The following is a 26,951-nucleotide window of genomic DNA, read 5'->3' as shown; positions in this document are numbered from 1 at the left end:
GAAATACGTAATTTTGCGCCATTGTAATGCCTAGCTGCGAAAATAAATTTCATATATAGCGTTCTGACGGAGACCGCACCACTGACGAATAATGGGATTATTTAACTTTTTTACTTCTGATATAGCGATTGATTTGGGTACGGCCAATACCCTCATCATCCATAACGATAAAATTGTAGTAGACGAACCTTCTATTATAGCCCTTGACCGAAGAACCAACAAAGTGTTGGCCGTAGGACGCGAGGCGCAGCAAATGCACGAGAAAACCCACGAGAACATCAAAACCATCCGTCCGTTGAAAGACGGCGTGATCGCGGACTTCACCGCGGCTGAGATGATGATCCGGGGGTTGATCAAGATGATTGACAAAGGCAAGAAACGCCTTTTTCAGCCCTCTTACCGCATGGTGGTGTGTATTCCGTCTGGGATCACCGAGGTAGAGAAACGCGCCGTTAAAGACTCCTGCGAGCACGCCGATGCTCGCGAGGTCTGGATGATCCAGGAACCGATGGCCGCCGCCATCGGGATTGGAATTGATGTGGAGCAGCCCATCGGAACCATGGTGGTAGACATAGGAGGTGGTACCACCGAGATTGCCGTGATTGCCCTGTCAGGGATCGTGTGCGACCAGTCCATCCGCGTAGCGGGTGACGTGTTCAACAAAGACATTTTGGACCACATGCGCCGCCAGCACAACCTGCTGATTGGCGAACGTTCTGCGGAGAAAATCAAGATTGAGGTTGGTGCTGTATTAACCGAGCTGGACAACCCCCCCGCAGACTTTGAGATCAGAGGCCGTGACTTGATGACGGGTATCCCGAAGGTGATCAAGGTAACTTATCAGGAAATTGCCATCGCGCTGGATAAGTCGGTGTCTAAAATCGAGGAGGCTGTTCTAAAGGCCCTGGAGATTGCACCGCCAGAACTTTCCGCCGATATCTACGACAACGGGATTCACCTGATTGGCGGGGGAGCACTTCTGAGAGGCTTGGACAAACGTCTGGCCGCCAAAACCAAATTGCCTATCCATATTGCGGAAGATCCGTTGAGAGCGGTGGTGCGGGGTACCGGCGCTGCCGTGAAAAACATTGAGGGTTTCCGCAACGTGCTGTTGAGCTAAGCGCACGCGCCCATGCGGAAACTATTTATTTTCATCTTCCGGATTAGGGCTTTTCTGGTGTTCTTGCTGTTAGAGGGGGTTTCCATTTACCTGCTGTACCGGAGCAACACCTACCACAGTGCTGCGTTCTATCAGTCATCTAACTACTATGTGGGACGGATATTAGAGCTCCAGAGCCAGGTGTCTGATTATTTCCGTTTGACGGAGGTAAACCAGAGCCTGGCCCTAGAGAATGCCCGGCTAAGGGCCCAGATCACCCAGATACAGGAACAGCAACTGAACGATAGCCTGGGTACCCCAAGAGATTCTCTTTTCGCGAGCCTGCCTCCAACTCCAGTGCCGGGGGGCGCCAACGATTCCCTCACGGCTCCGGTAGATTCGTTAGGGCCAGTGGTGTTTACCTACCATCCTGCCAGGGTAACCAGCAACTCGGTGCGTGGCTTGAATAACCATTTGGCGCTCAACGTAGGCTCAGATGCTGGCATAAAGCCGGGCATGGGAGTATTGACGGCCAACGGCATTGTAGGCAGGGTGAAAGCCGTCTCTAAGCATTACGCCACCGTGACCTCGCTGCTGCACTCCCAGACGTTGATCTCGGTGAAATTGAAGCGAAACAAGAGTTTGGGCTCCATCCGCTGGGATACCGAAGATCCTAAAACCGCCAGTCTGCATTACATTCCGTTGAGTGAGAAGATCTTCAAAGGCGATTCGGTGGTGACTTCCGGGGCCGGGGGGATTTATCCGCCGGGTATTTTGGTGGGACGTGTGATTAGCGTAAAGAAAGAACTGGATAAAAGCTTCTACACCATTGTGGTAGGCCTGAGCGTTGATTTTGAGAAACTGTCTTACGTGTACGTAGTGGAAAACAAACGCAAGCCCGAGCTTGACAGCTTGCTGGTAAAATCAGGCATAACCGAAGGCAATGAATAGTTTCAGGTTCATACACTTTGTGCAGTTCGTAGTCTTGATGAGCCTGCAGGTGTTGCTCATGCGCAACCTGGTGCTCTTTGAGACCGGCTTCTGCTTTGTGTACATCGGGTTCATTCTTTTCCTGCCCATAGAGATGGACAAGGTGCTGTTGCTGCTTCTGGGGTTCATCTGCGGGTTCACCATTGACCTGTTCTATGACACCTCTGGGGTGCACGCGGCGGCCACGGTGCTTTTGGCGTATCTTCGGCCCTCCATGCTCAAACTGATTACCCCGCGGGACGGATACGAGCCTTCAGACCATGCTAGTTTGCCCTCAATGGGCTGGCGCTGGTTTCTCACCTATGGCATGACGCTGATCTTCGTGCACCATTTCACCCTGTTTTTTCTGGAGCTCAACGGATTTAAACTGATTGGTTTTACGTTAGCCAAGATAGTGGCCAGTACCTTGTTCACCGGAACGGTGCTGGTGATTTTTCAGATGTTATTTTTTGAGCGAAGGGCAAGGGGCTTTAGATGAAATACTTAGAAGGCCGCAAATACGTAATCCAGGCGATTTTCATAGCGATTGGGGCGGTTTATCTCATCAAACTTTTCTACATACAGGTACTGGACGACAGCTATAAAACCGCTGCCGAGACGAATGCCTTGCGCCGGGTGGTGCAGTATCCGTTCCGTGGGTTGGTGTATGACCGCACCGGCAAATTGCTGGTGGAGAACACGCCCGTCTATGACCTGATGGTGGTGCCCAAAGAGGCCAAAGCCATTGACACGCTCAAGTTCTGCCAACTGGTAGGTATCACTCTGCCAGAGTACCGGGAGAGAATCAAAGCCGCGAAGGCGTATTCGTATGTAAGGCCCTCACCGTTTGTGCAACGCCTCACCAACGCTGAGTTCGCCGCCATTCAGGACAACCTGGTGGATTTTCCGGGGTTCTACATCAATGCGCGTACCGTGCGCGGTTATCCGCATAAAAGCTTGGCGCATGGTTTGGGCTACATCGGGGAGATCAGCCCGCGGCAACTGGAAGACACGGCTTATCACGGCTATCGGCAAGGGGATTACCTGGGCATCAGCGGGCTGGAACGTGAGTACGAGCAGTTCCTGATGGGCAAGCGCGGGGTGAAATACACCATGGTGAACGTGCGCGGCATTGAGAAAGGCTCTTTTAAAGATGGCGCCTATGACACCCTTTCCCAGGCGGGCCAAAACCTGGTGACCACCATAGACCTGAAACTACAGGCCTACGCCGAGAAAATGATGGAAGGGAAAACCGGGAGCGTGGTGGCCATTGAGCCCAGCACCGGCGAAATTTTGTCGCTGGTCTCGGCTCCGTATTATGATCCCTCGCAGCTGACCGGGAAAGAGCTGGGCAACAACTACATGCGGCTGCTCAGAGATCCGGTGAAACCACTCTTCAACCGACCTTTGATGGCCACGTATCCGCCGGGCTCTATCTTTAAACTGGCCCAGGCCCTCATCGCCTTACAGGAGGGCACGCTCACGCCCGAAACCGGCTATCCTTGTAACTGGTCGTTGGTGAAATGCTCGCACCGGCACCCGTACCCGGCCAATTTAGGCATTGCCATTGAGCAGTCCTGCAACCCGTACTTCTACCAGGTCTTCCGTTCCGTAGTGAACCGCGGGCGGTCGGGGAATGTCTACAAAGACTCTAAGTTAGGTCTGGATGCCTGGAACAAGCACATCAAGAGTTTCGGATTCGCGACGAAATTGGGGATTGATCTCCCAAATGAGAAGAAGGGTCTGATGCCCAACGCGCAATTTTACGACAAGATTTACGGGGCCACCGGCTGGAAATTCCCTACCATTTACTCAGTAAGCATTGGACAGGGCGAGACCGGCGTGACACCGTTGCAGATGGCCAATTTTGCGGCCATTTTAGCAAACCGAGGCTATTACTATACCCCGCACATTGTGCGTTCTGTGGGCGAGAAAGGAAAACCGTTGCCAGAGTACTCCGTGAAGCGCTTCACCTCGGTAGACCCGAGGCACTTTCCGCCGGTGGTGGAAGGTATGCAGAAGGTGGTGGAAACCGGAACTGCCCGCTATGCCCGGTTAGACCACATCGGGGTAGTACTGTGCGGAAAAACCGGAACGGTACAGAACCCGCACGGAAAAGACCACTCGGTGTTCATCGCCTTCGCCCCGAAAGATAATCCGAAGATAGCCATTGCCGTGTACGTGGAGAATGCCGGTAGCGGAGCCATTGCGGCGGCTCCTATGGCCAGTCTGATTGTGGAGAAGTACCTGACCGATACCATTAAGACGGTAGGCCGCAAGCGGTGGGAGCACGATATTATCACCGGTAGTTTCTACAAATGGGGCGATTAAAATTAACTGATGCGGACCTCCTATAAAATAACGCAGAACATAGATTGGGTGACCATCGGCTTGTACGGGCTTATGGTGACGCTGGGCTGGATGAACATCTACGCCGCCGTCTACAACCCCGAGAACGTGACCAGCATTTTTGACTTCACTTTGAACTCCGGAAAACAGCTGGCCTGGATCGGGACTTCGGTAGTAATCATCATCATGCTGTTCGCCATTGACTACAAAGCCTATGATTCGCTGGCCTACGGGATTTACTGGTTTGTGATCCTGATTCTGTTGGGCACACTGGTGTTGGCTTCGCCGATCAAAGGTTCCCGCTCCTGGCTCGTGATCACCGAATCTGTGCGGCTGCAGCCCGCGGAGTTCGCTAAATTCGCCACGGCCTTGGCGGTGTCCCGGTTTATGAGTGGCATCAATCTGCGGCAGCAGAACTGGAAAGACCAGGCCAAACTGGCCGGATTGGCTTTGTTGCCGCCCATGATTATCATCCTGCAAAACGAGACCGGTTCTGCCCTGGTGTTTGCCGCCTTTACGCTGGCCTTCTTCCGCGAAGGAATGTCGCCTTTGATCCTGATCATAGGGGCAGTGGCAGTCTTTGTCTTTGTGCTGACGCTGTTGATTCCGCAGTGGTATCTGGCGGGCATTGTCACGGTGCTGATGGGCGCTTACCTGTGGCTTAATTTTCATAGAATCAAGCGGTACTTGCCTACCTTTATAGGTATTTGGGTAGCGGTGTTGGTGATGGTGTTCAGCGTGACGTATTTCATTGATAACATCTTGCAGGAACACCAGCAGAACCGGATCAAGGTACTGGTGGACCCTGAGATTGATCCCTTGGGTGTGGGCTGGAACGTGACGCAGTCCAAAATTGCCATCGGCTCGGGCGGATTCTTCGGGAAAGGATTTCTGGAAGGAACCCAGACCAAGTTTGACTTCGTGCCCGAGCAAAGCACCGACTTCATCTTCTGCACCGTAGGCGAAGAACACGGCTGGATTGGCAGCTTTATCATCATTGGCTTATTCATGGGGCTGCTCACGCGCATCATCTTTGTGGCTGAGCGGCAGCGATCGGTGTTTGGGCGTACATACGGCTACTGTGTGGCTTCCATCATCTTCTTCCACTTTCTGGTGAACATCGGCATGACCATTGGTCTGGCGCCGGTGGTGGGGATTCCGTTACCGTTCTTCAGTTATGGCGGTTCGTCTTTGTGGTCCTTTACCATCCTGTTGTTCATTCTCCTGGCTATTGACGCTCATCGGAAATTGGATTTAGGTAGGGGATAGTTTCTGTATCAGGTAGCAAGATGAATCCCTTTTGAGGCTGTTTTCCGCAAAACAGGCTCAAAAGGGATTCATCTTTTTATAGTACCTAATTCTGTATTTGGGGTAAGTCTCAAAAGCCAAACGCCCGCCTCTACAATAGAGGCGGGCGTTTGGCGTATGTTTTAGGAAAAAGAGGCCTGAAACGATCAGGCGAATTTTCGTTCTATGAGCTTGGTGAGTTTCTGGACGTGCTCTTCTTTGCGGCTCCAGTTGTATTTTCTGCCTACTTCCTGCACCAGGTATTGTTTGGCCTGGTCTGAGTTGTCGTATTCGTCTAGTTGCTTGATCACGGCATGATAGGCCATGTTGTCGCCTTCGAAGAGTTCGTTGATAAAGGCAAACCGCTGGTTGATGGAGATAGCTTCCTTCAAGGACTCGATTTTCTGGTCTTGCTGACGGTCTGCCATGGAAGCAACTACGGGTTGTTTCAGGCGCTCATTCAGGTTGGGTCTTTGCTCGGTTTGCAGACGCTCATTCAGTTTAGGTTCAGGGTTGAGCGTTGGCCGGAAGCTTGGCTGCGGAGAAACCACCTGGGTACTCACCGCCGGGGTAGGAATAGATACCGGGGCTGTTACCAAGGTGTACAGTTCATCTACACGCAGGGGTTGCAATTCATTGAAGCGGGCCACCAACTCCTCTACTGAGGTGCGCTCGGCTTCGTGCTCAGCCAGAAAGCGGTTCAGTTGGGAGGAAATCTGGTGCCGGTCCAGGGTGCTGTCAGACAGAGTTTCCAGGAAACGGCGGTACAGGTCTTTGTCTACCTCCTGGTACTTCAGGGTCTCCTGCAGTTTGGCTACCGTGAGGTCGTCCAGGCGCATGAACTTTTCCTCAAAAACTGCTGCCGGCTCTAGCACGCAACGGAGGGTGTCTTGGATGGCCTTCAGGAGCAGCGGCTCAAAGTGCGGACGTTTGATGGAGATTTTACGCGACAGCACATTCATGAACTGCACCAGGGCATCTTTCACCTCGGGGTGCTCAAAATCAAAGTACGGGCTGCGCAGGTTGGCCATCTCATGGTTCCAGAGCGTAAGCAGCTCTCTGATCATGTACAAGTTCACCTGTTTGATTGGGGTAAAGGAGATCAGTTGTTGGGCGGTAACATTCTCATGATGAGCAAAATGTTCTTCGCTAAGGCGTTGGGCAAGGGCCTGGCTGTACTGCGCCAAGCGTATTTGATTATATTTGTCTTTCATTGGAGGAAGCATACGCTCGTAAATATAGCGAAATATGGCCGAATTAACGGTTCAAAATCTGGGTGGAGTTGTGGTGAACGTAGCCCCGGGGCAAACGGTTCTGGCCGCCTTGCACGTTGCCAGAGTGGACTGGATGCACGCCTGCGGTGCTAAAGGCCGCTGCACCTCCTGCCGCATGATTGTAGTGGAAGGCGCTGAGAACCTGGCCCCCGAAACGGCTCCCGAGATGCGTTTCAGAAACAACGGTCGTCTGAAACCCAATGAACGACTCACCTGCCAAACTCAACTCACCGGCCCCGTTTCCTGTCGGGTTCCCCATCAAACGAAACTCCCCCACATTTCTTATAACAAGTGAGGGAGTGAATAAGAGAATAAGAGAGTGGGGAATGAGTGATTGAATTAAATTTCTATTCTGCTTCTTTCTTCCAATTTCCCTCCTTCTTTGTCATCCTGAAAGGATCTTGTGGGCACCCTGCAAAGGCAATCATTCATAGCCTTATATTCCGTTGCAAAACAATCAGTTTAAATTTATTCTCTCACTCATTAAATGACTCAATCATTCAACGCGTTGAGGTTCAGTTAAATGGATAACTGTGTGGAAAAATTGTTCATTAGGAAAGGGCAGGGGGCTAGTACCTTCGGTTTGTGATTGGGCGCTACCTATTCTCTCAATCACTTAGTCATTCAATCATTCAGTAGAAGTTATGTTCATAGAACCCCGGGTGGGAAACCGCCAACAGGCCCAGAGAAGAGGTTGGATAGAAGTGATTTGCGGGTCTATGTTCTCGGGGAAGACCGAAGAATTAATCAGGCGCTTAAACCGGGCCAAAATTGCCAAGCAGTGCGTGGAGATCTTCAAGCCCGCCATTGACACGCGTTACCATGAGGTTGACGTGGTTTCGCACAACGCCACCAGCATCCGTTCCACACCCATCCAGTTTGCGAACGACATGCTGTTGCTGGGCAGTGGCTGCGATGTCCTGGGTGTAGACGAAGCCCAGTTCTTTGACGAAGCCATTACCGAGGTCTGCGTACATCTGGCCAACACGGGCGTCCGCGTGATTGTAGCCGGTCTGGACATGGACTATCTGGGAAAACCCTTCGGACCCATGCCCGCGCTCATGGGTGTAGCCGAGTACGTGACCAAAGTCCACGCCATTTGTGTGCAGTGCGGCGACATTGCCTCCTACTCTTTCCGGAAAGCTGCCTCCCAGGAGAAAGTCCTCTTAGGCGAAACTGATTCCTACGAAGCCCGCTGCCGCCACTGCTTCCAGGAAGGCCTAAAGGGAAACTACTAAAGGGAGTTCTGAGTCTATAGTCCTGAGTTCTGAGTCAGGATCTCGAAAGCCGTTTTACCTCTGAATTTCTGAAAACAGGGGTAAAGCGGCTTTAATATTTTGGTCAGTTGGCGATCCTTTGTGGTTGCCCTTAACGTTTCTGGTCACCTCAACATAGTGATGATGGAGTTAATGGCAGCCGTTTCACATTCGCTATATCACACGCCGTTGTTGGTGTTCTCACCAACAACCAAAGCAGCGGTAAATTGCGCGAAGGGCACCCACAAGGGATTGCCCCTACAACAAGGCAGTTGCGCCGCTCCCATTTCAAGTTTGTTTCTGACAAAACACCTCCTAAACACCTAATTTATTTTATTTCTTTCCTGAAACATCCCTGTAACCATGCTTCTTTTGATGCTGAGTGAACAATCATTACATTTAGTATTATAATCTAACAAACAACCGCTTACATCATGAAAAAGAGGTTTCTAGCCATTTTGGCCCTTTGCTGCGCAGGTAGCTTGGGAACCATGGCCCAAACCCAAACCCCTCTCTGGCTCAACACCCCAGCGATTTCGCCCGATGGCCAGACTATTGTCTTCAGTTACAAAGGTGACCTTTACAAAGTAGCCGCGACTGGCGGAAACGCCACGCCGCTCACCATGCACGAAGGCTACGAGTACATGCCGGTCTGGTCTCCGGATGGAAAATCCATTGCCTATGCCTCTGACCGCTACGGCAACTTTGACGTGTTTGTGATGCCTGCCCAAGGTGGCGAAAGCAAACGGCTCACGTTTCACTCGTCAAGTGATGTGCCCTCAGACTTTACCCCAGACGGGAAGAACGTGATCTTCTCCTCTGCTAGAATAGATGCCGCCGCCAATACCATGTTCCCTTCGGCGACCTTTCCTGAGTTATACAGCGTTTCTCTTGGTGGTGGTCGAAATGCCATGGTCCTGACCACTCCTGCCGAAGCTGCCAGATACAACGCCTCCGGCGATGTGCTGATCTACCAGGACAAAAAAAGCTTGGAGAACAATTTCCGGAAGCACCAGACCTCGTCCACTGCCCGCGATATCTGGACGTACAACACCAAAACCAAGCAGCACGCTAAACTCACCGATAACGTGGGCGAGGACCGTCAGCCGGTGTTTACCGCTAATGGGCAAGAGGTGTATTATTTAAGTGAGCAGCCCAACGGCACGTTCAACGTGCGCAAGATGAGTTTGCAGAATCCGAAGCAGAGCGCTGCGGTCACCAACTTCAGCAAACACCCGGTACGTCACCTGAGCGGTTCTAAAGATGGCGTGCTGTCGTTTACCTACAACGGCGAGATTTACACATTGAAGCCGGGCGCGCAGCCGCAGAAAGTAGCCATTCAGCTGTATTCAGACATCCGGTCTAACCCAGAGACTGTGTTGCCTATCTCCGGCGGTATGACCGAGATGGAGGTATCGCCCAACGGCAAAGAGGTGGTATTTGTGAACCGGGGTGAGGTGTTCGTGTCATCGGTAGACGGGGGCATCACCCGCCGCATCACCAGCACCCCAGAGCAGGAGCGGAGCGTCAGCTTCTCCCCGGATGGCCGTAAAATCCTTTACGCCAGCGAGCGCAACGGCAGCTGGAACATCTATGAAACCAGCTTGGTACGCAGCGCCGAGCCTTATTTCTACGCTTCCACTGTGCTGAAAGAAGAGCCCGTGATTGCCACCGCTGCTGAGGAATTCCAGCCGGCGTATTCGCCTGATGGCAAGGAAGTGGCTTACCTGGAGGAGCGCGTGACCTTGAAAGTGGTAAACAAAACCAGCAAGCAGGTGCGCACCATTCTGGGCAACGCCAACAATTACTCGTACTCAGACGGTGACCAGTACTTTGAGTGGTCACCGGACAGCAAGTGGTTTCTGGTGCAGTACAACCAACCCAAACAGTGGCTGAGCGAAGTAGGGCTGATTTCAGCCAGCGGCAAAGGGGAGATCATCAACCTGACCCAGAGTGGTTATTATGAGAACAGTCCGCAGTGGATGATGGGTGGTAAAATGATCACCTACTACTCTAACCGCGAAGGTCTGCGCGGCAACGGAAACAACTCCGGTACTGGTGACATCTACGCCCTTTTCACCACGCAAGACGGCTTTGACCGTTTCAAACTGAGCAAAGAAGACTTCACTCTGTTGGAAGACCTGGAGAAGCGCGAAGCTGCGGCAGGAGGTGTCTCTGCGGAAAAAGCTGACCCGAAGAAAAAAAGCAAGAAAGGCGAAGCAGCTAAAACTGCCGCTCCGGCCGGTATGAAACTGGAACTGGACAACCTGCCCCAGCGCAAAGCCCGCCTCACAGCCACTTCCTCAGACTTAGCTGATGCCGTGGTTACAGATAAAGGCGACCGCATGTTCTATTTAAGCCGTTTCGAGAAAGGCTATGACCTGTGGGTGACCAACCTGCGCGACAATGACACCAAACTGCTGGCCAAACTGGGTGCCCGCGGCGGAGACATGGTCATGAGCAAAGACGGCAAGAACCTGTTTGTGTTAACCGAAGGCAAAATCCTGAAAGTAGACACTGAAACCGGCAAGCAGGAGACCCTTAAGGTGAACGGCGAGATGAACCTGAACGCCGCCGCTGAGCGTGCTTATATGTACGATCACGTAATCCGGCAGTTGGACAAGAAATTCTACGTGAAGGACCTGCACAACGTGGATTGGAAGTTCTACACCGAGAATTACCGTCAGTTCCTGCCGCACATCGCCAACAACTATGACTTCGCCGATGTGTTGAGCGAGTTGCTGGGTGAACTGAATGCCTCGCACACGGGAGGCCGTTACAGCCACCGCTCGGCCAACCCAGATGCTACTGCTTCGTTAGGCTTGTTCTATGACGAACAATACACCGGTCCGGGCCTGAAAGTGAAGGAAGTCATCAACCTAAGTCCGTTTGACCGCGCCAGTTCTAAAGTGAAGCCGGGCATCATTATCGAGAAAATTGACGGGCAGCCTATTGAAGACAACACCGATGTAGACCAGCTTTTGAACCGCAAATCGGGTAAGTACACATTGGTGTCTCTGTACAACGAGAAAACAAAGCAGCGCTGGGAAGAGACCGCGAAGCCTATTTCGGGCACCGAATTAAGTGAGTTGCTGTACCAACGCTGGATAGATAATCGCCGCAAAGAAGTAGACCGTTTATCAGGCGGTCGCTTGGGGTACGTGCACATTAGAGGCATGAACGATGCCAGCTACCGCACGGTGTATGAAGATGGTTTGGGTAAAAACGCCACCAAAGAAGCGTTGGTGGTAGATACCCGCTCAAACGGCGGCGGAAACCTGCACGATGACCTCATCAGCTTCCTAAACACCAAGCAATACGCCGAGTTCATCCCGCGCGGCCAGAACCTCTCAGACGAGCCCCGTAACAAATGGACCCGTCCGTCTATTGTGGTGATGAACGAAAGCAACTACTCAGATGCGCACATTTTCCCGGTACTGTACAAAGAACTGGGCATCGGTAAAACCGTGGGTATGCCTGTGGCCGGAACCGGTACCTTCGTGTGGTGGGAAACCCTGATTGACCCCACCATGGTTTTCGGGATTCCGCAGGTAGGCTACCGCACGCTCAGTGGCGGCAAGTTCCTGGAGAACGCTCAACTGGAACCAGATTACCTCGTAGCTAATGACCCAGCTCTGGTAGCGCAAGGACGTGACCAGCAAATAGAGAAGGCAGTAGAAGTACTGTTGAAAGAGTTACCTGCGAAGGAGTAATCCTTCCGGAATACATGAATAATCAGAAGCCCCGCCTTTTGGTGGGGCTTCTTTGTTTTTAAGCTATTTTGGAGAAAAAAGCCTGGAAAGGGAAGAAGATGAACATAGAATGGGAAAGCTTCATTTGGGGACTAATCCTCGGGATTGCTGGAATTATATTGATGTTGATTTGGCATTCGAATGAAAAGGAGACCAGGGCTCAGTTCACAAAATCAAATGTTCAACTGATTTCTGCTGGATTGATGGGCATTGTATCCGGTCTCTACTTCATATTTAAAGCATTATAACAGACCTGCCTTTATTTACTCTCTTTCCTGAAAACAGGTAAAAAACGCAATGCCCTTTTCACGTATAGCCTGTACCACCAATTTGTAGGACCATGGCTATTGTGCAAGACAACATCACTGTTTTTGGAGAAGAGATCATTGACCAGAGCGCTATTGATCAGTTAAAACGCTGCGTGAGCGAAGAAGACATTGGCGTACTCACCGCCGATGCCCACTACGGCTACGCGCACCCTATCGGCGGAGCTGTGGCCTACAAAAACAAGGTTTCGTTGTCTGGCGTTGGCTTTGACATTGGTTGCGGAAACAAAGCCGTGCGCACCGACATCATGGCTTCTGATGTGAACGTCTCCCGCATCATGGATGAAATAGTGAAAACCATTGGGTTTGGCGTGGGGCGGCCTAATCCCAAGCGCATTGACCATCCGGTGTTGGAGCACATCAAGAAAGCCGAGTTCAAGCCGCAGCGAGAGTTGCGTAAAGTAGCCACCGAACAGCTGGGCACCGTGGGTAGCGGCAACCACTTTATTGATTTGTTTGAAGACGAGAAAGGGTATCTGTGGGTAGGCGTGCACTTCGGGTCCAGAGGGTTCGGGCATAAAACGGCTTCGGGGTTCATCGCGCTGAGTCAAGGCTTGAGTTTCTTCGATAAAGCCAAGGAAGGCTCTATGGATGCGCCGCCCATCCTGTTTGACATCGACTCTGAGCTGGGCCAAGACTACATCGCGGCTATGTCTTTGGCGGGCGAGTACGCCTACGCGGGCCGCGATGTGGTAGTGGAGAAAGTGCTGGAGATCCTGGGCGGAAAAGCCACTGAGGTCATCCACAACCACCACAACTTCGCGTGGTTTGAAAAGCACCAGGGAGAGAATTATTGGGTAGTGCGCAAAGGCTGTACACCCGCGTTTCCAGGCCAGAAAGGCTTTATTGGCGCCAATATGTTTGATAACTCCGTGATCATTGAAGGGGTGGAGAGTGAGCTTTCCATCAGGGGGTTGTATTCTACCGTACACGGGGCGGGTCGTTTGCTCAGCCGCCGGGCCGCTGCCGGGAAAACCAAATGGATCAGGGATAAGAAAGGCGTGAAACGCAAAACGGTGGTTTCTCCGGGTCTGGTAGATTTTGAGGCCGTGCAGCAGCGCATGAAAAGCAAAGGCATAGAACTGCGGGGTGCCGGAGCCGATGAAGCACCTGAGGCCTACAAGAAGCTGGAAGACGTCCTGAAGTACCAGGGAAACACCATCAAGGTTTTGCATACCCTTAAACCTTTGGGCGTTGCCATGGCGGGGGAGGATGTGTATGACCCGTACAAAGATTGATAATTCGGAGACCTTCTCTGAAATGAAACAAAATTTTCCGTTTAGGGCCTGTTTTGAAGAAAATAGGCCCTAAACGGAAAATCACTTAGGCCTTTACTGCGTGGCTTCCTCCATGGGAACAAACGGAGGTTTGGAGCTTTCCCCGGTGCCGGCGGTGCGGGTGACGGGTAAACTCTCGGGGTAATTCTGTTGGATAAAGGTGACCATCTTTTCCCGCACCCAGCAGCGCAGGTCAAAGGCACTGGCAGAATCACTGGCGCTTACCAGAATCCTTACCTCCATGGTGCGTTCCTTGAAATCGGTGACTTGCAGAATGCCTACGCGGCCGTCCCAAAGGTGGTTTTGGGGCAGGATTCGGGTGAGTTCCTTCCGGATTTCCTCCAGCGGAGCCGAGTAGTCTAAATAGATAAACACGGTGCCCAGCAATTCCACGGTGGTGCGGCTCCAGTTTTGGAAGGGTTTTTCAATAAAATAGTTCAAAGGGAGAATGAGGCGCCGCTGGTCCCAGATACGCAGCACCACGTACGTAAGCGTGATTTCCTCCACCTTACCCCATTCATTCTCCACCACCAACACATCGTCTATCCTGATGGGTTGGGTAAAGGCAATCTGGAAACCAGCCAACAGGTTTCCCAGAGAGCGCTGCGCCGCGAAACCCAGAATCACCCCGGCAATACCAGCGGAAGTGACCAAGCCGGTACCTATTTTCCGAACCGTAGGGAAGCTCATCAAAATCAGGCAGATGGTGAAGAAGACGATGGTGATGATCACCACTTTCTTCACGAACTGGAGCTGAGTATAAAGTTTCCGCTCCTTGAGGTTGTCGGCTTTGTCCAGTTGGTACTTATGACGGATTCTGTACTGAACCACGTACACGCAGCCTATCAAGGTCCAGGCGAAAGCGCAGGTAAGAGCAATCTCCACGATCCGGCGGAAAACCTCATGGGCATCGGCCCTTAAGGGCACCAGGGGCAGTACCGTGGACAAAACCAGTAAGGGAAGGAAATAGAAGAGAGGGCGGTCTAGGTGTTTCAGGGTGCCGGCAATCCAGAACCTGGGGAAACGTTGGTTGTAGGCTGCCAAGAACCTGAACAGAAGCCACTTCGCGAAGCCGCCCGCCAGGAGTCCGCCGGTAATTACCCCCGCACCCTGCAGAATCAGCGGGAGGTGGTCCTGGACTACATGCGTGAGGTCATCCAGCAATTCATTAAGCAAATTCATAAAAGTAAGGCAAAGGCAAGTTCCTCCATACCCGTTTCCAGAACGAAAGGTTGCTTTTGGTTCTTTCCAGCGCCAAGTCTGCTACCCCTCAGCGATAGTACTTTTTGGTTTTGTCTTAACCCCGGCCGGAAAAAGGGAGTAAATAGAGCACCGCGTTTTTTTTCTGCGGATCACGCCGAAGGCCTTTCCCAAAACAGGGCAGCCACCGGCCTGTTACTTTAAATATCTTCTTATGCCAAAGACCATCATTATCTCTAACCGGTTGCCTATCAAGGTGCAGCGCACCGACAACGGACTCACCTATGAGTCCAGCGAGGGCGGCCTGGCTACCGGATTGGGTTCTATCTATAAACAAGACGACAACATCTGGATTGGCTGGCCCGGCACCTTCTTCACCGACGAAGCCGAACAGCAGCAGGTGACCAAAGACCTGGCCGAGCAAAGCATGCAGCCCGTCTTCCTCACCGAAACCGAAATCAGGGACTTCTACGAGGGCTTCAGCAACGAAACCCTGTGGCCTACCTTTCATTATTTCAACCAGTACGCCGTGTATGAAGACACTTTCTGGGAAGCCTATCTGCAGGTGAACGAGAAGTTCTGCCGCGCGGTCATGGAGCAGGCCCAGCCCGGCGATACCATCTGGGTACATGATTACCAACTGCTGCTGCTGCCCAACCTCATCAGAGAGGCAATGCCCCAAAGTACCATCGGGTTTTTCCAGCACATTCCGTTTCCGTCTTACGAGATCTTCCGGTTGCTGCCCTGGCGGGAGCAACTCCTGAAAGGCATGCTGGGTGCCGACCTCATCGGGTTCCACACCTATGACGATGCCCGCCATTTCCTTTCCTCCGTAAGCCGGATCGTGGGCCTGAACACCTCGCAGGGATTGATTGACAACGGGTACCGAAGCATCATGGTAGACGCCTTCCCCATGGGGATCGATGACGAGAAATATGCCTCGCTGGCAGCCTCTGAGGAAACCAAAAGCAAGATACAGGAGTATCGTGAGGCCCTGCAGGAGCAGAAGATCATCCTGTCTATTGACCGGCTGGACTACTCCAAGGGTATTCCTCAGCGCCTGCAGGCTTTTGAGCTGTTTTTGAAAGAATTCCCCCAATTCCAGGGCCAGGTGACCCTTTTCATGCTGGTGGTGCCCTCACGCGACCAGGTGGAAACGTACCGTCAGCTGAAAGAAACCATTGACGAGTTGGTGGGCCGCATCAACAGCTCATACCGCACCATCACCTGGAACCCCATCCAGTATTTTTACCGCTCTTTTCGCATTGAAGAACTCTCTGCGCTGTACTCCATCGCTGATGTCGCACTGGTAACGCCCATGCGCGACGGTATGAATCTGGTGTGCAAAGAATTCATTGCCAGTAAATTGGATAAGAAAGGAGTATTGGTGCTGAGCGAGATGGCCGGAGCTTCGCGGGAGTTAGCCGATGCCCTGCTTATTAATCCCAATGATCTGGGTCAACTGGTGCAGGCTATCAACGCTGCCCTTACCATGCCCGAGGAGGAACAGACCACCCGGATGGAACACATGCAGGACATCGTGCGGCGCTACAACATCCATCACTGGGTAAAGATTTTCATGAACCGACTGGACTATATCAAAGGGAAGCAAGAAGCCATGGCCACCCAGTACCTGTCTACTGAGGAATGTGAGCAGTTGGTAAACAGTTTCCGGCAGGCCCAGCAGCGGTTGCTGTTCCTGGATTATGACGGCACCCTCACGTCTTTCACCAAGAACCCCCAGAACGCTTTTCCTGACAAAGAATTGATCTCCACCTTGGAATGTCTTACCCAGGATCCTAAAAACCGCGTTGTCATTGTAAGCGGCCGCGACCGCAACACCCTGCAGAAGTGGTTGGGGCACCTGCCTGTTGATTTCATTGCCGAGCACGGAGTCTGGTTCAGGGAGCGGAGCGGAGAATGGGAAATGTTCCAAACTCTGTCTGATTCCTGGAAAGCCGAGGTAAGGCCCATCCTGGAATTGCACGTCAGTCGCACTCCGGGTTCCTTCATCGAGGAAAAAGACTTCTCCCTGGTGTGGCATTACCGTAAAGTAGACCGCGCCTTGGCCGAACTTAGGGCCCGGGAACTCAGCAATTACCTCTTGTTTATGGCCGCCAACATCAACCTGCAGGTTATGGAGGGCGACAAAATCGTAGAAGTGAAAAACGTAGAGGTGAACAAAGGCATAGGCAGTACCCGCTGGCTTGAGCAACACCCGCATGACTTCGTCCTCTCCATTGGCGATGACCGCACCGATGAAGACATGTTCCGGGTGATGCCCGAAGACGCGTTCACCATCAAAGTAGGCAGCGAACGCTCACTGGCCCGCTTCAATCTGGGTAATTCCAAAGAAGTCCGGAAACTGCTGAAATCTCTTTGTTGAGGGTTGGGGTTGGTAGATAATTGTTAATTGCTGATTGTTAGGGTTGCAAGCCCCTCCGGTTTTGGCCTCGTTTTCCTGAAATCAGTTTAAAACAGAGAAGGCCCGCCAAATGGCGGGCCTTCTCTGTTTTGCAGTACTCCGATTTTCTATAAAAACGGCGGTCTATCCAAGCGTTTGGAGATGCGGTAAGCGGCGTTGAGCAGACCCACGTGGCTGTAAGCCTGCGGGAAGTTGCCCCACTGGCTTCCGTCCTTGGAGTCTACGTCTTCGCTGAGCAGTCCCAGGTGGTTCGTGTACTTGAGGATGTTCTCGAACTCGGCCACTGCTTCGTCCAGGCGACCTACGCAGGCAAGGGCTTCAATGTACCAGAAAGCGCAGATGAGAAACGTGCTTTGCGGCACCCCGAAGTCATCAGCGTGTTTGTAGCGGTAGAAGAGGCCTTCCGGGGTTTTGAGTTCTTTCTCCATCTCGGCTAAGTGCGTTTTGGCGCGCTCAGAGGCCGGATCAATGTAGTGCATCATGATGAGCTGCAGCGTACTGGCATCCAGGTGGTGTTTGCCTATGGCCTGGGTGTACACGCCGCGCTCCGCGTCAAAGCACTCCTCAATTTTGGCGGCTGCTTCCTCTCTGAGCTGGGTGGCCACTTTGGCGAGCTCTGCATCGCCCATGTAATTGGCGGCGCTCCGGGCCGCCGAGGCACCCGCCCAGTGGAACAGGTAGGTGTAGCAATGGTATTGCGCAAAATCGCGGAACTCCCAAAGACCGGCATCGGGCTCGTGGAGGGTCTGCTTGATTTTCTCCAACGTCTTGTAGATGAGTTTCTGCGACTCAATCCGCTCGGCGTCATTGAAACGGCGGTCAATGTAGAGCGGGAGCAGGGCTACCAGAATCTGGCCGTAGACATCGTTCTGGATGTGCGTGTACGCGTCGTTGCCAATGCGCACCGGTTTGTTGCCCAGGTAGCCGTCCAGTTCCAGTTCAATCTCGGTGAGCTTGCTTTGGGCGCTGATGGAGTACAGCGGCTGGTAGCGCTGGGTGTCTTTGGCGGTGATGTTGGCGATGAAGTGGAAATAGCGCTCCATCTCCTCAAAGTGCCCGATGTTGTTGAAGGCATTAAGGATATAGTAGGTATCGCGCATCCAGCAGAAACGGTAATCCCAGTTGCGGCCGCTGCCGGGGTGCTCGGGCAAGCTGGTTGTAGGCGAGGCGATGATGGCGCCGGTGTCTTCGTACTGATGGATTTTGAGGGCCAAGGCACTCCGGATCACCTGCTCCTGGAAGAAGTTGCTGATGCTGGTGTTCTTCACCCACATGCGCCAGTAGCGGGTGGTCTGGCGCAGGAATTCCTCAGAGGTGCTTTCCAGGTTGGCTTCCAGCGGTGCTCCGTAGGTAATGACAAAGTACAAGGTCTCGTTCAAGACAAAGAACTGGTCTTCCAGGATGTAGCTCAAGGAGGCATTGGTAGTAAGCCTTACTTCCTCGTCCAGACCCAAGAAGGCGATATGGTTGCTGCTGCGGCGGCGCTTGAGTTCCAGTTGGCCGTAATTGCCCACGGGCCGACAGGTGGCTTTGATGCGCGGCGAGCCAGACAGCGGCTCTACCTTTCTGATGAGCATCAAAGGTTTGTAGTACCGCTGGTGCTGCCGGAAACGGGGCGCGAAATCAGTGACGCGGTAAGAACCCTCGGGGCTGGTGATCTCGGTGCACAGGATGTTGGTGTTCTCCACATAGTATTGGTGCGAGGTGAAGTCCTCGGCATCGGGCTTGAGGGAAAACTCGCCGCCTTTTTCCCGGTCCATGAGAGGGCCAAATACAAAGCTGCTGTCAAAACGAGGCCAACAGAGCCATTCAATGTTGGTGTCTTTGTGAACGAGGGCAAGGTAGGCGCAATTGCCAATCAGCCCCATGTCATAGGTATGTTTCGCCATACGGTTTATACGGATAGGTGGATAGCCAGTGGATGTCTAAGGTTACATGTACCGTATTAGAGGTATAGAGGTTTCCTAATTTTTCATACCCACCGTAGAAGCCACCCGTTTTAGGCCTGTTTCCTGAAAATCAACCTATAAACGAAAACCTTCTTGCGGACTTTTACCTGTATCCATATCTTTTCTCAAAGCACCTCTTTCGCAGCGTCAGTTAGCCGTTCCAGAATGGATGTAAAATCGGGCCGAAGCTTTACTTCTGGTCTCATGCAGTCCTGCTTCAATTGCACCAGGGAAGCGACAGTTGACTTTTGGGCCTCTTCTGCGGAAAGGTGATCCAGCAAATCTTCCAGCAAACAACCAAAGGCCCGCACTTCCAAACGTTCCAGTTCACTAGCGCGCTTTACATCGGATTTGTCATAGAGTGTAGCCGCCCCGAAGTCTCCGAACAGCGCGTGCCCCGTGGCGTTCACCAACGTGTTGTGCGCGTACAGATCACCGTGCATGATGCCGTGGGCGTGCAGATGTGCCGCCGCAGACGCAATCCCTGATGCTATGCTGAGGGTTTCGGGTAAGGTGAAAACAGTGCCTTCTGGGTAGACATCGCGGGTGCAGGAGGCAAAGCTGGGCGAACCGCCTAAATTTCGGTAACCTGCCGGAATCAGTTCAAAGACCAGGCCTTGCTTTTGAGCGGGGTGCTGCGCGAGTTTCCCCAGCACCTGCACTAGGTTGGGGTGAACCCCGGCCGCCATACAGGCCTGCATTTCGTCCTGCGGCAGTCCGTCGCTGGTCACTTCGCCTTTGAACACTTTCACCGCTACCTGATCAGGGGCACCGTGAGCACCAGGTGTGTTCCAATGCGCCCGGGAAATGACTCCCGAGGCCCCTTCGCCTAAAACTTCTTCCAGTTCCAGTTCTTCCCAGCTGATCTCGGGCAAGTCTTCTATTTCATGCGGATGCTGGTTGCAAGGGTTACCTGAGATCGCGAGCCACGACAGACGGGGCAGGGAGAAAAGCCAATCCGGCAGGTGGGTGATCTGGTTGGCCGAGATCCGCAGCAGCTCCAGGTTTTGGCAGGAAGCAAGTTCCGGGGGAAGTTGCGTCAGGAGGTTTCCGGCCAACATGAACTTCTGCATGCGGTGGCATTTCCCGATGGAAGCCGGTAGTTCCGTGATCTGGTTGTTCGTGAGGATAAGCCAGCGGGTATTCAGGGGAATGCCATCCTCCGCGATGTATTGGATCTGACAAGACTTAAACCCGATCATCTCCAAAGCCGGGCACTGGGCAAGCACCGCTGGGAACTCTGTGAACGGATTGTCTGAGAAGAACGCAATTTTCAGGTGGGTCAATCGGGCAAACTCTTCGGGCAGATGGGTTAACCTGTTTCCGGTCAGGTCTAGCACTTCTAAGGTATCGGCTAAGTCCAGGATCTCCAGGGGGAACTCGGTGAGGCCACAGGATAGTTTTAGCCTTTTAGTGCCAGAAAGTTCGCCGGCCCTTAGTCGTAGGAGGGTTTGCATGTGGATGTGGGTATGAAAGCTGCGAAGGTAAGGATTGCCTTTAAATGTTTTCTCTGGAAAACAGGCCGGAAACAGCCGAACCAAAATCGAAACCTAACCGGATGCTGTTACCTCTCTGATACTCCAGCGCTTTCGGCCTGTTTTGAAAAAAATAGGTTCTAAAGGGAACGCTGGGTTTTAACTAAGCGTTAAAGAAACAGACAAATTTTAGGGAAAAACATAAAGAGGAAGCAGACTAGCCTTTGAATTTTTAATCTATAATCCCTATTAAATTGATAGGAAAACTTGATTTGTAATAATCAGTACCTACCTTTGTGTCATCTAATTAACAGTCAGAAACAGATAAAGACTACATGGTCTATTCATCTTACATAAAGCGAATGCGCTTCTGCTGTTGCAGCCCTTGCTGCTGTTGTTGCTAGTCCTTAGCAGTCAACAAATCTTTATTGCCTATCCGGCACCCTTACAATCCATTTTCTTATTTAGTACTTTCTAGCCATGGCCTCTTCAACACAAGAGCAGGTGTCTCAGCTTATTCAAGAGACAGAAGGTTTAACCATAGACCAGACGTTTGCGCTGCTGGTCAACCGTTTTCCTAATGAGGTGACGTTCTCTTCCAGCTTCAGCTTTGAAGACCAGGTGATTTCGCACCAGATCCTGGAGAACCAGTTTCCTATCAGCATTTTCACGTTAGACACCGGCCGCCTTTTCCCCGAGACCTACTCGGTATGGAGCCGCACCAATGAGGCGTACAACACCCGTATCAAGCCTTATTACCCTAACAATGAGCAGCTGGAGGAATTTGTGTCTTCTACCGGTCCAAACTCCTTTTATGAATCTACCCAGAACCGCAAAGACTGCTGCCACATCAGGAAAGTGGAGCCGTTGAAGCGCGCGCTCAAAGGCAACGCTGTCTGGATTACCGGCCTGCGAGCCGAGCACTCTCCGGGCCGCGGTGACTTGCCTAAGTTTGAGTGGGACGAGGGAAACAAGCTCATCAAGTTCCACCCGCTGCTGTACTGGACCACCGACGAGGTGATGGCCTTCATCAAGCAGAACAACATCCCTTACAACAAACTGCACGACAAAGGCTTCATCAGCATCGGCTGCGCCCCTTGTACCCGCGCCATCCAACCGGGCGAAGATTTCCGGGCTGGACGTTGGTGGTGGGAAGACGCCAGCAAAAAAGAGTGCGGCTTGCACGTGACCGAGCAGGAGCCGGGGGTTGCCAACTCATTAGCCAAAATAGTTTAGTTAGCATTTTCAGATTATGTCAGCATATAAATTAGATTACCTGGACCAGCTTGAATCAGAAGCGATTCACATCTTCAGAGAAGTAGCAGGTCAGTTTGAGCGTCCGGCCTTGTTGTTTTCCGGCGGAAAAGACTCTATTGTGTTGGTGCATTTGGCGTTGAAAGCTTTCCGTCCCGGCAAGTTTCCTTTCCCGTTGGTGCACATTGACACCGGCCACAATTTCGAGGAAGCCCTAGACTTCAGGGATTACCTGGCCCATAAGATTGGCGAGAAGCTGATTGTGCGCAACGTGGAAGACACCATCAAAGCCAAAGGCCTCACTGAGCAGAAAGGCAAATTGCCTAGCCGCAACGGGTTGCAGACCTACACCTTGCTGGACACCATTGAGGAGTTCGAGTTTGACGCTTGTATTGGTGGTGCCCGCCGTGACGAAGAGAAAGCCCGCGCCAAAGAGCGTATTTTCTCGGTGCGTGACGAGTTCGGCTCCTGGGACCCTAAGTTGCAACGCCCCGAGCTCTGGAATACCTACAACGGCAAGATCAACAAGGGCGAAAACGTACGCGTGTTCCCTATCAGTAACTGGACCGAGCTGGACATCTGGAACTACATCCGCCGCGAGAAAATTGAGCTGCCGTCCATCTACTTCGCCCATGAGCGCGAGGTGTTGGAGTTTGATGGCCGTTTAGTAGCTACCAACGAGTTTGTGACGCTTGACCACCATGACGTGGTGACCCGCAAAGTGGTTCGTTACCGCACCGTGGGTGACATGACTTGTACCGCAGCCGTGGAGTCCAGCGCTTCTACCCTGGATGACATCATCAACGAAATCATCGCTACCAACACCAGCGAGCGCGGCCAGACCCGCATTGACGACCGCGTGTCGGAAGCCGCCATGGAAGACCGTAAGAAAAACGGATACTTCTAGGAAATTGAATGATTGAGGGATGGAGTAAATGAGAGAATTATTCGTCTCCGACTTCATATAAGTGAATAATAATAAATATCGGCGCAGCCGATGCAAGATATAGAAAGAGCCTTTCTGTGAAGAGTCACTGAGGAGTTTAGGAGCCGTTTTCAAGAAAGCAGCCTTAAAACAGACTCAGGACTCAGCACTCAAGACTCAGAACTCATTTCAAATGGATATTCTAAGATTTTTAACCGCCGGGAGCGTAGACGATGGCAAGAGTACTTTGATTGGGCGTTTGTTGTATGACAGCAAATCCATCATGGTAGACCAGTTGGAGGCGATTGAGCGGAGCACCAAAAACCGCGAAGAAGGTCAGGTGGACTTGGCGCTATTGACTGACGGTTTACGTGCGGAGCGGGAGCAGGGCATCACCATTGACGTGGCCTACAAGTACTTCTCTACGCCTAAGCGCAAGTTTATCATCGCAGATACGCCGGGCCACATCCAGTACACTCGCAACATGGTGACTGGTGCCTCTAACTCAGACCTGGCCATCATCCTGATTGATGCCCGTCATGGCGTAGTGGAGCAAACCCGCCGTCATTCCATCATTGTGTCGTTGCTGAATTTGCCGCACGTAGTGGTAGCTATCAACAAGATGGATTTGGTGAAATATTCGCAGGATGTGTACAATGACATCGTGATTGACTACTCACAGGTAGCCAAATCTCTGGGTTTGAAAGATGTGACCTATATTCCCATCAGTGCCCTGAACGGCGACAACATAGTGGAGAAATCTACTTCTATGCCCTGGTATGAAGGCGAGTCTCTTTTGAGCGTGCTGGAAACAGTGGAGGTACACGAGGACATCAACCTCACCGAAGGCCGTTTCCCGGTGCAGTACGTCATCCGTCCTCAGACCGAGGAATTGCCTGATTACCGTGGGTACGCCGGAAAAATCATCAGCGGCATTTACCGCAAGGGTGATAAAGTGGTGATTCAGCCATCTGGCGTGGAAAGCACCATTTCTGCCGTGGAAGTTGGCGGCGAGGAAGTGGAAGAAGCCTTCGCCCCGCAAAGCGCCGTGCTACACCTGAAAGACGACGTAGACATTAGCCGCGGCGATAGCATTGTAAAGCAGGACGCTCCCGTACAGGTGGCCCAGGAATTTGAAGTAGTGCTTTGCTGGATGAGCAACACGCCGCTGGTGCCTCGCAACAGATACCTGCTGCAAATCAACAGCCGCACCGTGCGCTGCGTGGTGAAAGAACTGGAGTACAAACTGAATGTAAATTCACTGGAAAAAGAACTTTCTCCGGTGTCGGCGGGTCTTAACGATGTAGTGAAAGCCACCATCAGAACGGCTTCGCCGATTGCCTTTGATTCCTACAAAAACCTGAGAGCCAACGGCGGGGCCATCTTAATTGATGAAACCAGCAACGTAACGGTTGGCGCCTGCATGATTTCCACCGAAGCCACTGAGAAGCCTTTCTGGCCGGAAATCTAGAAAACAGGCCTAAAACAGAATACCCATCAAACCAATTCACGCATCTCCCTCGCCGGAGGTTCATGAACAGAAGCTTAAAACCATGCAAGCAGCGCCACAGAAAGGAAAAGTAATCATAGCAGGAGCCGGTCCCGGTGACCCTGATTTGATTACCGTGAAGACGGTAAAAGCGTTGCGCCACGCCGAGGTGATTCTGGTTGACCGCTTGATAAGCCCCGAAATCCTGCAAAGCTATGCCGCGCCTTCGGCGGAGGTGGTGTACGTGGGCAAGCAGTGCCGCAGCTACGGAACCACGCCGCAAGCCACCATCAATGAACTGCTGGTGGAATATGCGTTATTGGGCAAACAAGTGGTTCGGTTGAAAGGCGGAGACGTGTCCATTTTCTCCAACGTGCTGGATGAACTGCAAAGCCTGGTAGCCCATGAGATTGAATATGAAATCATACCCGGCATTACGGCAGCCTTAGGCGCAGCCGCTTATGCTGGCATTCCACTCACGGCCCGCCAACATTCTACCGCCGTGCGGTTCCTTACCTTCTACACCTACAGCAAACTCACCGATGCCTACTGGCAGGAACTAGCCCAGACCGAAGACACGCTGGTGTTTTACATGTCCAGTGAGCGGCTGGGAGAGGTGGTGGAGAAACTGACGCGCCACGGTATCTCAGAGGAGAAGCAACTGGCGGTAGTGGAGCAGGCCACCACTCCTTTGCAGCACGTGCAAACCAGCAGCCTGTATGACTATGAGAAGAACCTAGGCGGAAAGACGTTTGTGTCGCCGTCGCTCGTGATTATAGGCAGAGTGGTGAACCTGCACCATGAGTTCAAGTGGTTCACCAACAACCCAAGTAGAGAACATTACTTCAAGCCGGTTTCTGAACAAGTAGGCTTAGTACTTCAATAATATCAAAGCTATGTTAGCAGAAGCTAAATTAAAAACCTTCCTGGAACTGGTCCAGCAATCATCTAAAGATGAACTCATCTGGATGAGCGGATTCCTGGCGGGGGTTACTTCATCTCAGGGTGCAACATCCTCGGCTCCCGCCGCGGGCGCAGTGACGGCAGAGGCTCCTAAAGCATCGGTAGGTAAGATTACCATTGCCTATGGCACCGAGACCGGTAACTCTAAGCGCGTAGCCAATGATTTTGCGAGCAAAGCGAAGAAGTCTGGTATTAATGCCAAGGTGGTCAGCTTAGACCAATACCGCCTGAACGACCTGGAGAAGGAAGAATATTTCTTAACTGTCATTAGTACCCAAGGCGAGGGTGACCCGCCCGCCGGGGCCCAGAAGTTCTACGACTACGTGCACCAGACCGATAAAAAGCTGCCTAAACTGAAGTACAGCGTGCTGGCGTTGGGTGACACGGCCTACCCGCTGTTCTGCAAAGCCGGTGAAGACGTAGACACCCAATTACAGCGCCTAGGTGGAAGCCCTTTGGTGCCTATTCAGAAGTGCGACGTAGACTACGAAGACGAGGCCAACGCCTGGTTCCAAAGCGTGCTGGAAACCTTAAACCAATCCTCGGCTCCTGCTTCTGCCCCGGCCGCCGCTCCGACGCCCGCCAAAAAAGCAGGTAAGAAAATATACAACGGCACCATCCTCACCAACATCATCCTGAACGATGTGGGCTCCAACAAACTCACGCACCACATTGAAATCGAGGCCGAAGATTTAGCTTATGAGCCCGGTGATGCGTTAGGCGTAGTTCCTAAAAACCGTCCGTTTACCATAGAGGCCATCCTGAAAGTGACTGGCATCTCACCGGATGAAAAAGTAAACCACCGCAACAGCGAATCAACCGTTCGCGAATTGCTCCACGATAAACTGAACATCACGTTCCTGCCTGAGCGCGTAGTAAAGAAATACGCCGAGGTGGTGGAACAGGACATTCCAGCTACCCGCATTGATTTGCTGGACCTTTTGAGAATTTACCCGGTAAAAGACACCGAACAGTTCAAAGATGTACTGCAAATTCTGGAGCCGATTGCGCCAAGACTGTATTCCATTTCTTCCTCTTTGGAAGCGCACTCCGGTGAGATTCACGTGACGGTGGCCCGCGATGAATTCAGGATCAACGAAGAGTTGCTGTGCGGCCATTGCTCTGATTATTTATCTGAGCAGAAAGGAGGCCAGCCGCTGGAATTCTACATCCACAAGAACAACCAGTTCAAGTTACCGGCCGCTGACAAAGATGTGATTATGATTGGGCCAGGCACCGGAGTAGCGCCTTTCCGTTCCTTCTTAGCAGAGCGCGATGCCACCGGAGCCGATGGCCGTAACTGGCTTTTCTTCGGAGACCAGCACTTCGCCACCGACTTCCTGTACCAGACGGAGATCCAGAACTGGTATGAGACAGGTACTCTGACCAAGTTCAACGGAGCCTTCTCCCGCGACCAGAAAGAGAAAATTTATGTGCAGCACAAAATGCTGGAAAACGCCACTGACTTCTACGAGTGGCTGACTTCCGGGGCGTATGTGTACGTGTGCGGCGCCAAAGAACCTATGAGCGTAGACGTAGAAAACACCCTGCTGCAAATCATAGGACTGGGTGCCGGTTCATCCCCAGAGGAAGCCGCCGTATACCTGGAGCAAATGAAAGAAGAAGGCCGCTACCTGAAAGACGTGTATTAATGTCCATGCTTCAGGTTTTTAACTTGGAGC

Annotated in this window: 19 protein-coding genes; 15 read left to right on the top strand and 4 right to left on the bottom strand. The window is 52.3% G+C overall.

What is annotated here, in order from left to right:
• Positions 1–91 precede the first annotated feature (91 nt).
• The 5 genes from EFB08_RS03060 to rodA are packed head-to-tail and all read left to right on the top strand — an operon-like array spanning position 92 to position 5,686.
• The gene (locus EFB08_RS03060) at positions 92–1,120 is read left to right on the top strand and encodes a rod shape-determining protein (protein ID WP_123125414.1); all 1,029 of its coding nucleotides are present in this window, start codon (positions 92–94) and stop codon (positions 1,118–1,120) included.
• Between the two features lie 12 nt (positions 1,121–1,132).
• Positions 1,133–2,050 carry a rod shape-determining protein MreC gene (gene mreC, locus EFB08_RS03055; RefSeq protein WP_123125413.1) on the top strand — a complete coding sequence of 306 codons (918 nt, stop codon included), beginning with the start codon at positions 1,133–1,135 and terminating at the stop codon, positions 2,048–2,050.
• Positions 2,051–2,069: 19 nt separating this feature from the next.
• Positions 2,070–2,567 carry a hypothetical protein gene (locus EFB08_RS03050; protein WP_227006185.1) on the top strand — a complete coding sequence of 166 codons (498 nt, stop codon included), beginning with the start codon at positions 2,070–2,072 and terminating at the stop codon, positions 2,565–2,567.
• On the top strand, positions 2,564–4,399 hold the full coding sequence (gene mrdA / locus EFB08_RS03045; RefSeq protein WP_123125411.1) for a penicillin-binding protein 2: 1,836 nt from the start codon (positions 2,564–2,566) through the stop codon (positions 4,397–4,399). The genes EFB08_RS03050 and mrdA overlap by 4 nt, the downstream gene beginning before the upstream one ends.
• A 9-nt stretch (positions 4,400–4,408) precedes the next feature.
• Complete coding sequence (gene rodA / locus EFB08_RS03040) at positions 4,409–5,686, top strand: rod shape-determining protein RodA (protein ID WP_123125410.1); 1,278 nt, start codon at positions 4,409–4,411, stop codon at positions 5,684–5,686.
• Between the two features lie 185 nt (positions 5,687–5,871).
• Here the strand turns inward: rodA and EFB08_RS03035 are convergent, their stop codons facing one another.
• Positions 5,872–6,918, bottom strand: a complete 1,047-nt coding sequence (locus tag EFB08_RS03035) for a hypothetical protein (RefSeq protein ID WP_125077636.1) — start codon at positions 6,916–6,918, stop codon at positions 5,872–5,874.
• A gap of 34 nt (positions 6,919–6,952) precedes the next feature.
• On the opposite strand from EFB08_RS03035, the gene EFB08_RS03030 reads away from it, so the two are divergent.
• The 4 genes from EFB08_RS03030 to EFB08_RS03010 all read left to right on the top strand — a co-directional run bounded on the left by EFB08_RS03030 (position 6,953) and on the right by EFB08_RS03010 (position 13,550).
• Entirely contained in the window at positions 6,953–7,273 is a 321-nt protein-coding gene (locus EFB08_RS03030) for a 2Fe-2S iron-sulfur cluster-binding protein (protein WP_123125408.1), read from the top strand.
• Positions 7,274–7,622: 349 nt separating this feature from the next.
• Positions 7,623–8,216, top strand: a complete 594-nt coding sequence (locus EFB08_RS03025; RefSeq protein ID WP_123125407.1) for a thymidine kinase — start codon at positions 7,623–7,625, stop codon at positions 8,214–8,216.
• Positions 8,217–8,668: 452 nt separating this feature from the next.
• Complete coding sequence (locus EFB08_RS03020; protein ID WP_123125406.1) at positions 8,669–11,947, top strand: S41 family peptidase; 3,279 nt, start codon at positions 8,669–8,671, stop codon at positions 11,945–11,947.
• A 379-nt stretch (positions 11,948–12,326) separates the two neighbouring features.
• On the top strand, positions 12,327–13,550 hold the full coding sequence (locus tag EFB08_RS03010) for an RtcB family protein (RefSeq protein WP_123125404.1): 1,224 nt from the start codon (positions 12,327–12,329) through the stop codon (positions 13,548–13,550).
• 93 nt (positions 13,551–13,643) lie between these two features.
• On the opposite strand, the gene EFB08_RS03005 is transcribed toward EFB08_RS03010, so the two are convergent.
• Positions 13,644–14,771 (bottom strand): mechanosensitive ion channel family protein, encoded by a 1,128-nt coding sequence (locus tag EFB08_RS03005; protein WP_123125403.1) that lies wholly within the window; start codon positions 14,769–14,771, stop codon positions 13,644–13,646.
• Between the two features lie 232 nt (positions 14,772–15,003).
• Here EFB08_RS03005 and EFB08_RS03000 point away from each other — a divergent pair, with 232 nt between their 5' ends.
• The gene (locus EFB08_RS03000) at positions 15,004–17,175 is read left to right on the top strand and encodes a bifunctional alpha,alpha-trehalose-phosphate synthase (UDP-forming)/trehalose-phosphatase (protein ID WP_123125402.1); all 2,172 of its coding nucleotides are present in this window, start codon (positions 15,004–15,006) and stop codon (positions 17,173–17,175) included.
• A gap of 146 nt (positions 17,176–17,321) precedes the next feature.
• Here the strand turns inward: EFB08_RS03000 and EFB08_RS02995 are convergent, their stop codons facing one another.
• Both EFB08_RS02995 and EFB08_RS02990 read right to left on the bottom strand, forming a co-directional pair.
• On the bottom strand, positions 17,322–19,103 hold the full coding sequence (locus tag EFB08_RS02995; protein WP_193553955.1) for a glycoside hydrolase family 15 protein: 1,782 nt from the start codon (positions 19,101–19,103) through the stop codon (positions 17,322–17,324).
• Between the two features lie 185 nt (positions 19,104–19,288).
• A complete protein-coding gene (locus EFB08_RS02990) occupies positions 19,289–20,620 on the bottom strand; it encodes a leucine-rich repeat-containing protein kinase family protein (protein ID WP_123125626.1) in 1,332 nt (443 codons plus the stop codon).
• A 498-nt stretch (positions 20,621–21,118) separates the two neighbouring features.
• Here EFB08_RS02990 and EFB08_RS02985 point away from each other — a divergent pair, with 498 nt between their 5' ends.
• The 5 genes from EFB08_RS02985 to EFB08_RS02965 all read left to right on the top strand — a co-directional run bounded on the left by EFB08_RS02985 (position 21,119) and on the right by EFB08_RS02965 (position 26,921).
• Positions 21,119–21,874, top strand: a complete 756-nt coding sequence (locus EFB08_RS02985; RefSeq protein WP_123125400.1) for a phosphoadenylyl-sulfate reductase — start codon at positions 21,119–21,121, stop codon at positions 21,872–21,874.
• Between the two features lie 16 nt (positions 21,875–21,890).
• On the top strand, positions 21,891–22,799 hold the full coding sequence (cysD, locus tag EFB08_RS02980) for a sulfate adenylyltransferase subunit CysD (RefSeq protein WP_123125399.1): 909 nt from the start codon (positions 21,891–21,893) through the stop codon (positions 22,797–22,799).
• A gap of 211 nt (positions 22,800–23,010) precedes the next feature.
• Positions 23,011–24,288: a sulfate adenylyltransferase subunit 1 gene (locus EFB08_RS02975; RefSeq protein ID WP_123125398.1), complete on the top strand. Its 1,278-nt coding sequence runs from the start codon at positions 23,011–23,013 to the stop codon at positions 24,286–24,288.
• 82 nt (positions 24,289–24,370) lie between these two features.
• Complete coding sequence (gene cobA / locus EFB08_RS02970) at positions 24,371–25,192, top strand: uroporphyrinogen-III C-methyltransferase (protein WP_123125397.1); 822 nt, start codon at positions 24,371–24,373, stop codon at positions 25,190–25,192.
• A 10-nt stretch (positions 25,193–25,202) separates the two neighbouring features.
• Positions 25,203–26,921, top strand: coding sequence for a diflavin oxidoreductase (locus EFB08_RS02965; protein WP_123125396.1), 1,719 nt, complete (start codon positions 25,203–25,205; stop codon positions 26,919–26,921).
• The last annotated feature ends 30 nt before the right edge of the window (positions 26,922–26,951 follow it).

The organism is Rufibacter latericius, from assembly GCF_003721515.1.
Lineage (GTDB): Bacteria > Bacteroidota > Bacteroidia > Cytophagales > Hymenobacteraceae > Nibribacter > Nibribacter latericius.
The sequence above is the reverse complement of the archived record's forward strand: the minus strand, read 5'-3'. Positions and strand labels throughout refer to the sequence as shown.

What these genes read in the sequence shown, in the direction of transcription:
- EFB08_RS02975 (WP_123125398.1), top strand. Translation starts at nt 23,011, where the DNA reads ATGGATATTCTAAGATTTTTAACCGCCGGGAGCGTAGACGATGGCAAG.
- EFB08_RS03020 (WP_123125406.1), top strand. Translation starts at nt 8,669, where the DNA reads ATGAAAAAGAGGTTTCTAGCCATTTTGGCCCTTTGCTGCGCAGGTAGC.
- EFB08_RS02990 (WP_123125626.1), bottom strand. Translation starts at nt 20,620, where the DNA reads ATGCAAACCCTCCTACGACTAAGGGCCGGCGAACTTTCTGGCACTAAA.
- EFB08_RS03060 (WP_123125414.1), top strand. Translation starts at nt 92, where the DNA reads ATGGGATTATTTAACTTTTTTACTTCTGATATAGCGATTGATTTGGGT.
- EFB08_RS02965 (WP_123125396.1), top strand. Translation starts at nt 25,203, where the DNA reads ATGTTAGCAGAAGCTAAATTAAAAACCTTCCTGGAACTGGTCCAGCAA.
- EFB08_RS03030 (WP_123125408.1), top strand. Translation starts at nt 6,953, where the DNA reads ATGGCCGAATTAACGGTTCAAAATCTGGGTGGAGTTGTGGTGAACGTA.
- cysD (WP_123125399.1), top strand. Translation starts at nt 21,891, where the DNA reads ATGTCAGCATATAAATTAGATTACCTGGACCAGCTTGAATCAGAAGCG.
- EFB08_RS02985 (WP_123125400.1), top strand. Translation starts at nt 21,119, where the DNA reads ATGGCCTCTTCAACACAAGAGCAGGTGTCTCAGCTTATTCAAGAGACA.
- mreC (WP_123125413.1), top strand. Translation starts at nt 1,133, where the DNA reads ATGCGGAAACTATTTATTTTCATCTTCCGGATTAGGGCTTTTCTGGTG.
- rodA (WP_123125410.1), top strand. Translation starts at nt 4,409, where the DNA reads ATGCGGACCTCCTATAAAATAACGCAGAACATAGATTGGGTGACCATC.
- EFB08_RS03005 (WP_123125403.1), bottom strand. Translation starts at nt 14,771, where the DNA reads ATGAATTTGCTTAATGAATTGCTGGATGACCTCACGCATGTAGTCCAG.
- EFB08_RS03025 (WP_123125407.1), top strand. Translation starts at nt 7,623, where the DNA reads ATGTTCATAGAACCCCGGGTGGGAAACCGCCAACAGGCCCAGAGAAGA.
- EFB08_RS02995 (WP_193553955.1), bottom strand. Translation starts at nt 19,103, where the DNA reads ATGGCGAAACATACCTATGACATGGGGCTGATTGGCAATTGCGCCTAC.
- cobA (WP_123125397.1), top strand. Translation starts at nt 24,371, where the DNA reads ATGCAAGCAGCGCCACAGAAAGGAAAAGTAATCATAGCAGGAGCCGGT.
- EFB08_RS03010 (WP_123125404.1), top strand. Translation starts at nt 12,327, where the DNA reads ATGGCTATTGTGCAAGACAACATCACTGTTTTTGGAGAAGAGATCATT.
- EFB08_RS03035 (WP_125077636.1), bottom strand. Translation starts at nt 6,918, where the DNA reads ATGAAAGACAAATATAATCAAATACGCTTGGCGCAGTACAGCCAGGCC.
- mrdA (WP_123125411.1), top strand. Translation starts at nt 2,564, where the DNA reads ATGAAATACTTAGAAGGCCGCAAATACGTAATCCAGGCGATTTTCATA.
- EFB08_RS03000 (WP_123125402.1), top strand. Translation starts at nt 15,004, where the DNA reads ATGCCAAAGACCATCATTATCTCTAACCGGTTGCCTATCAAGGTGCAG.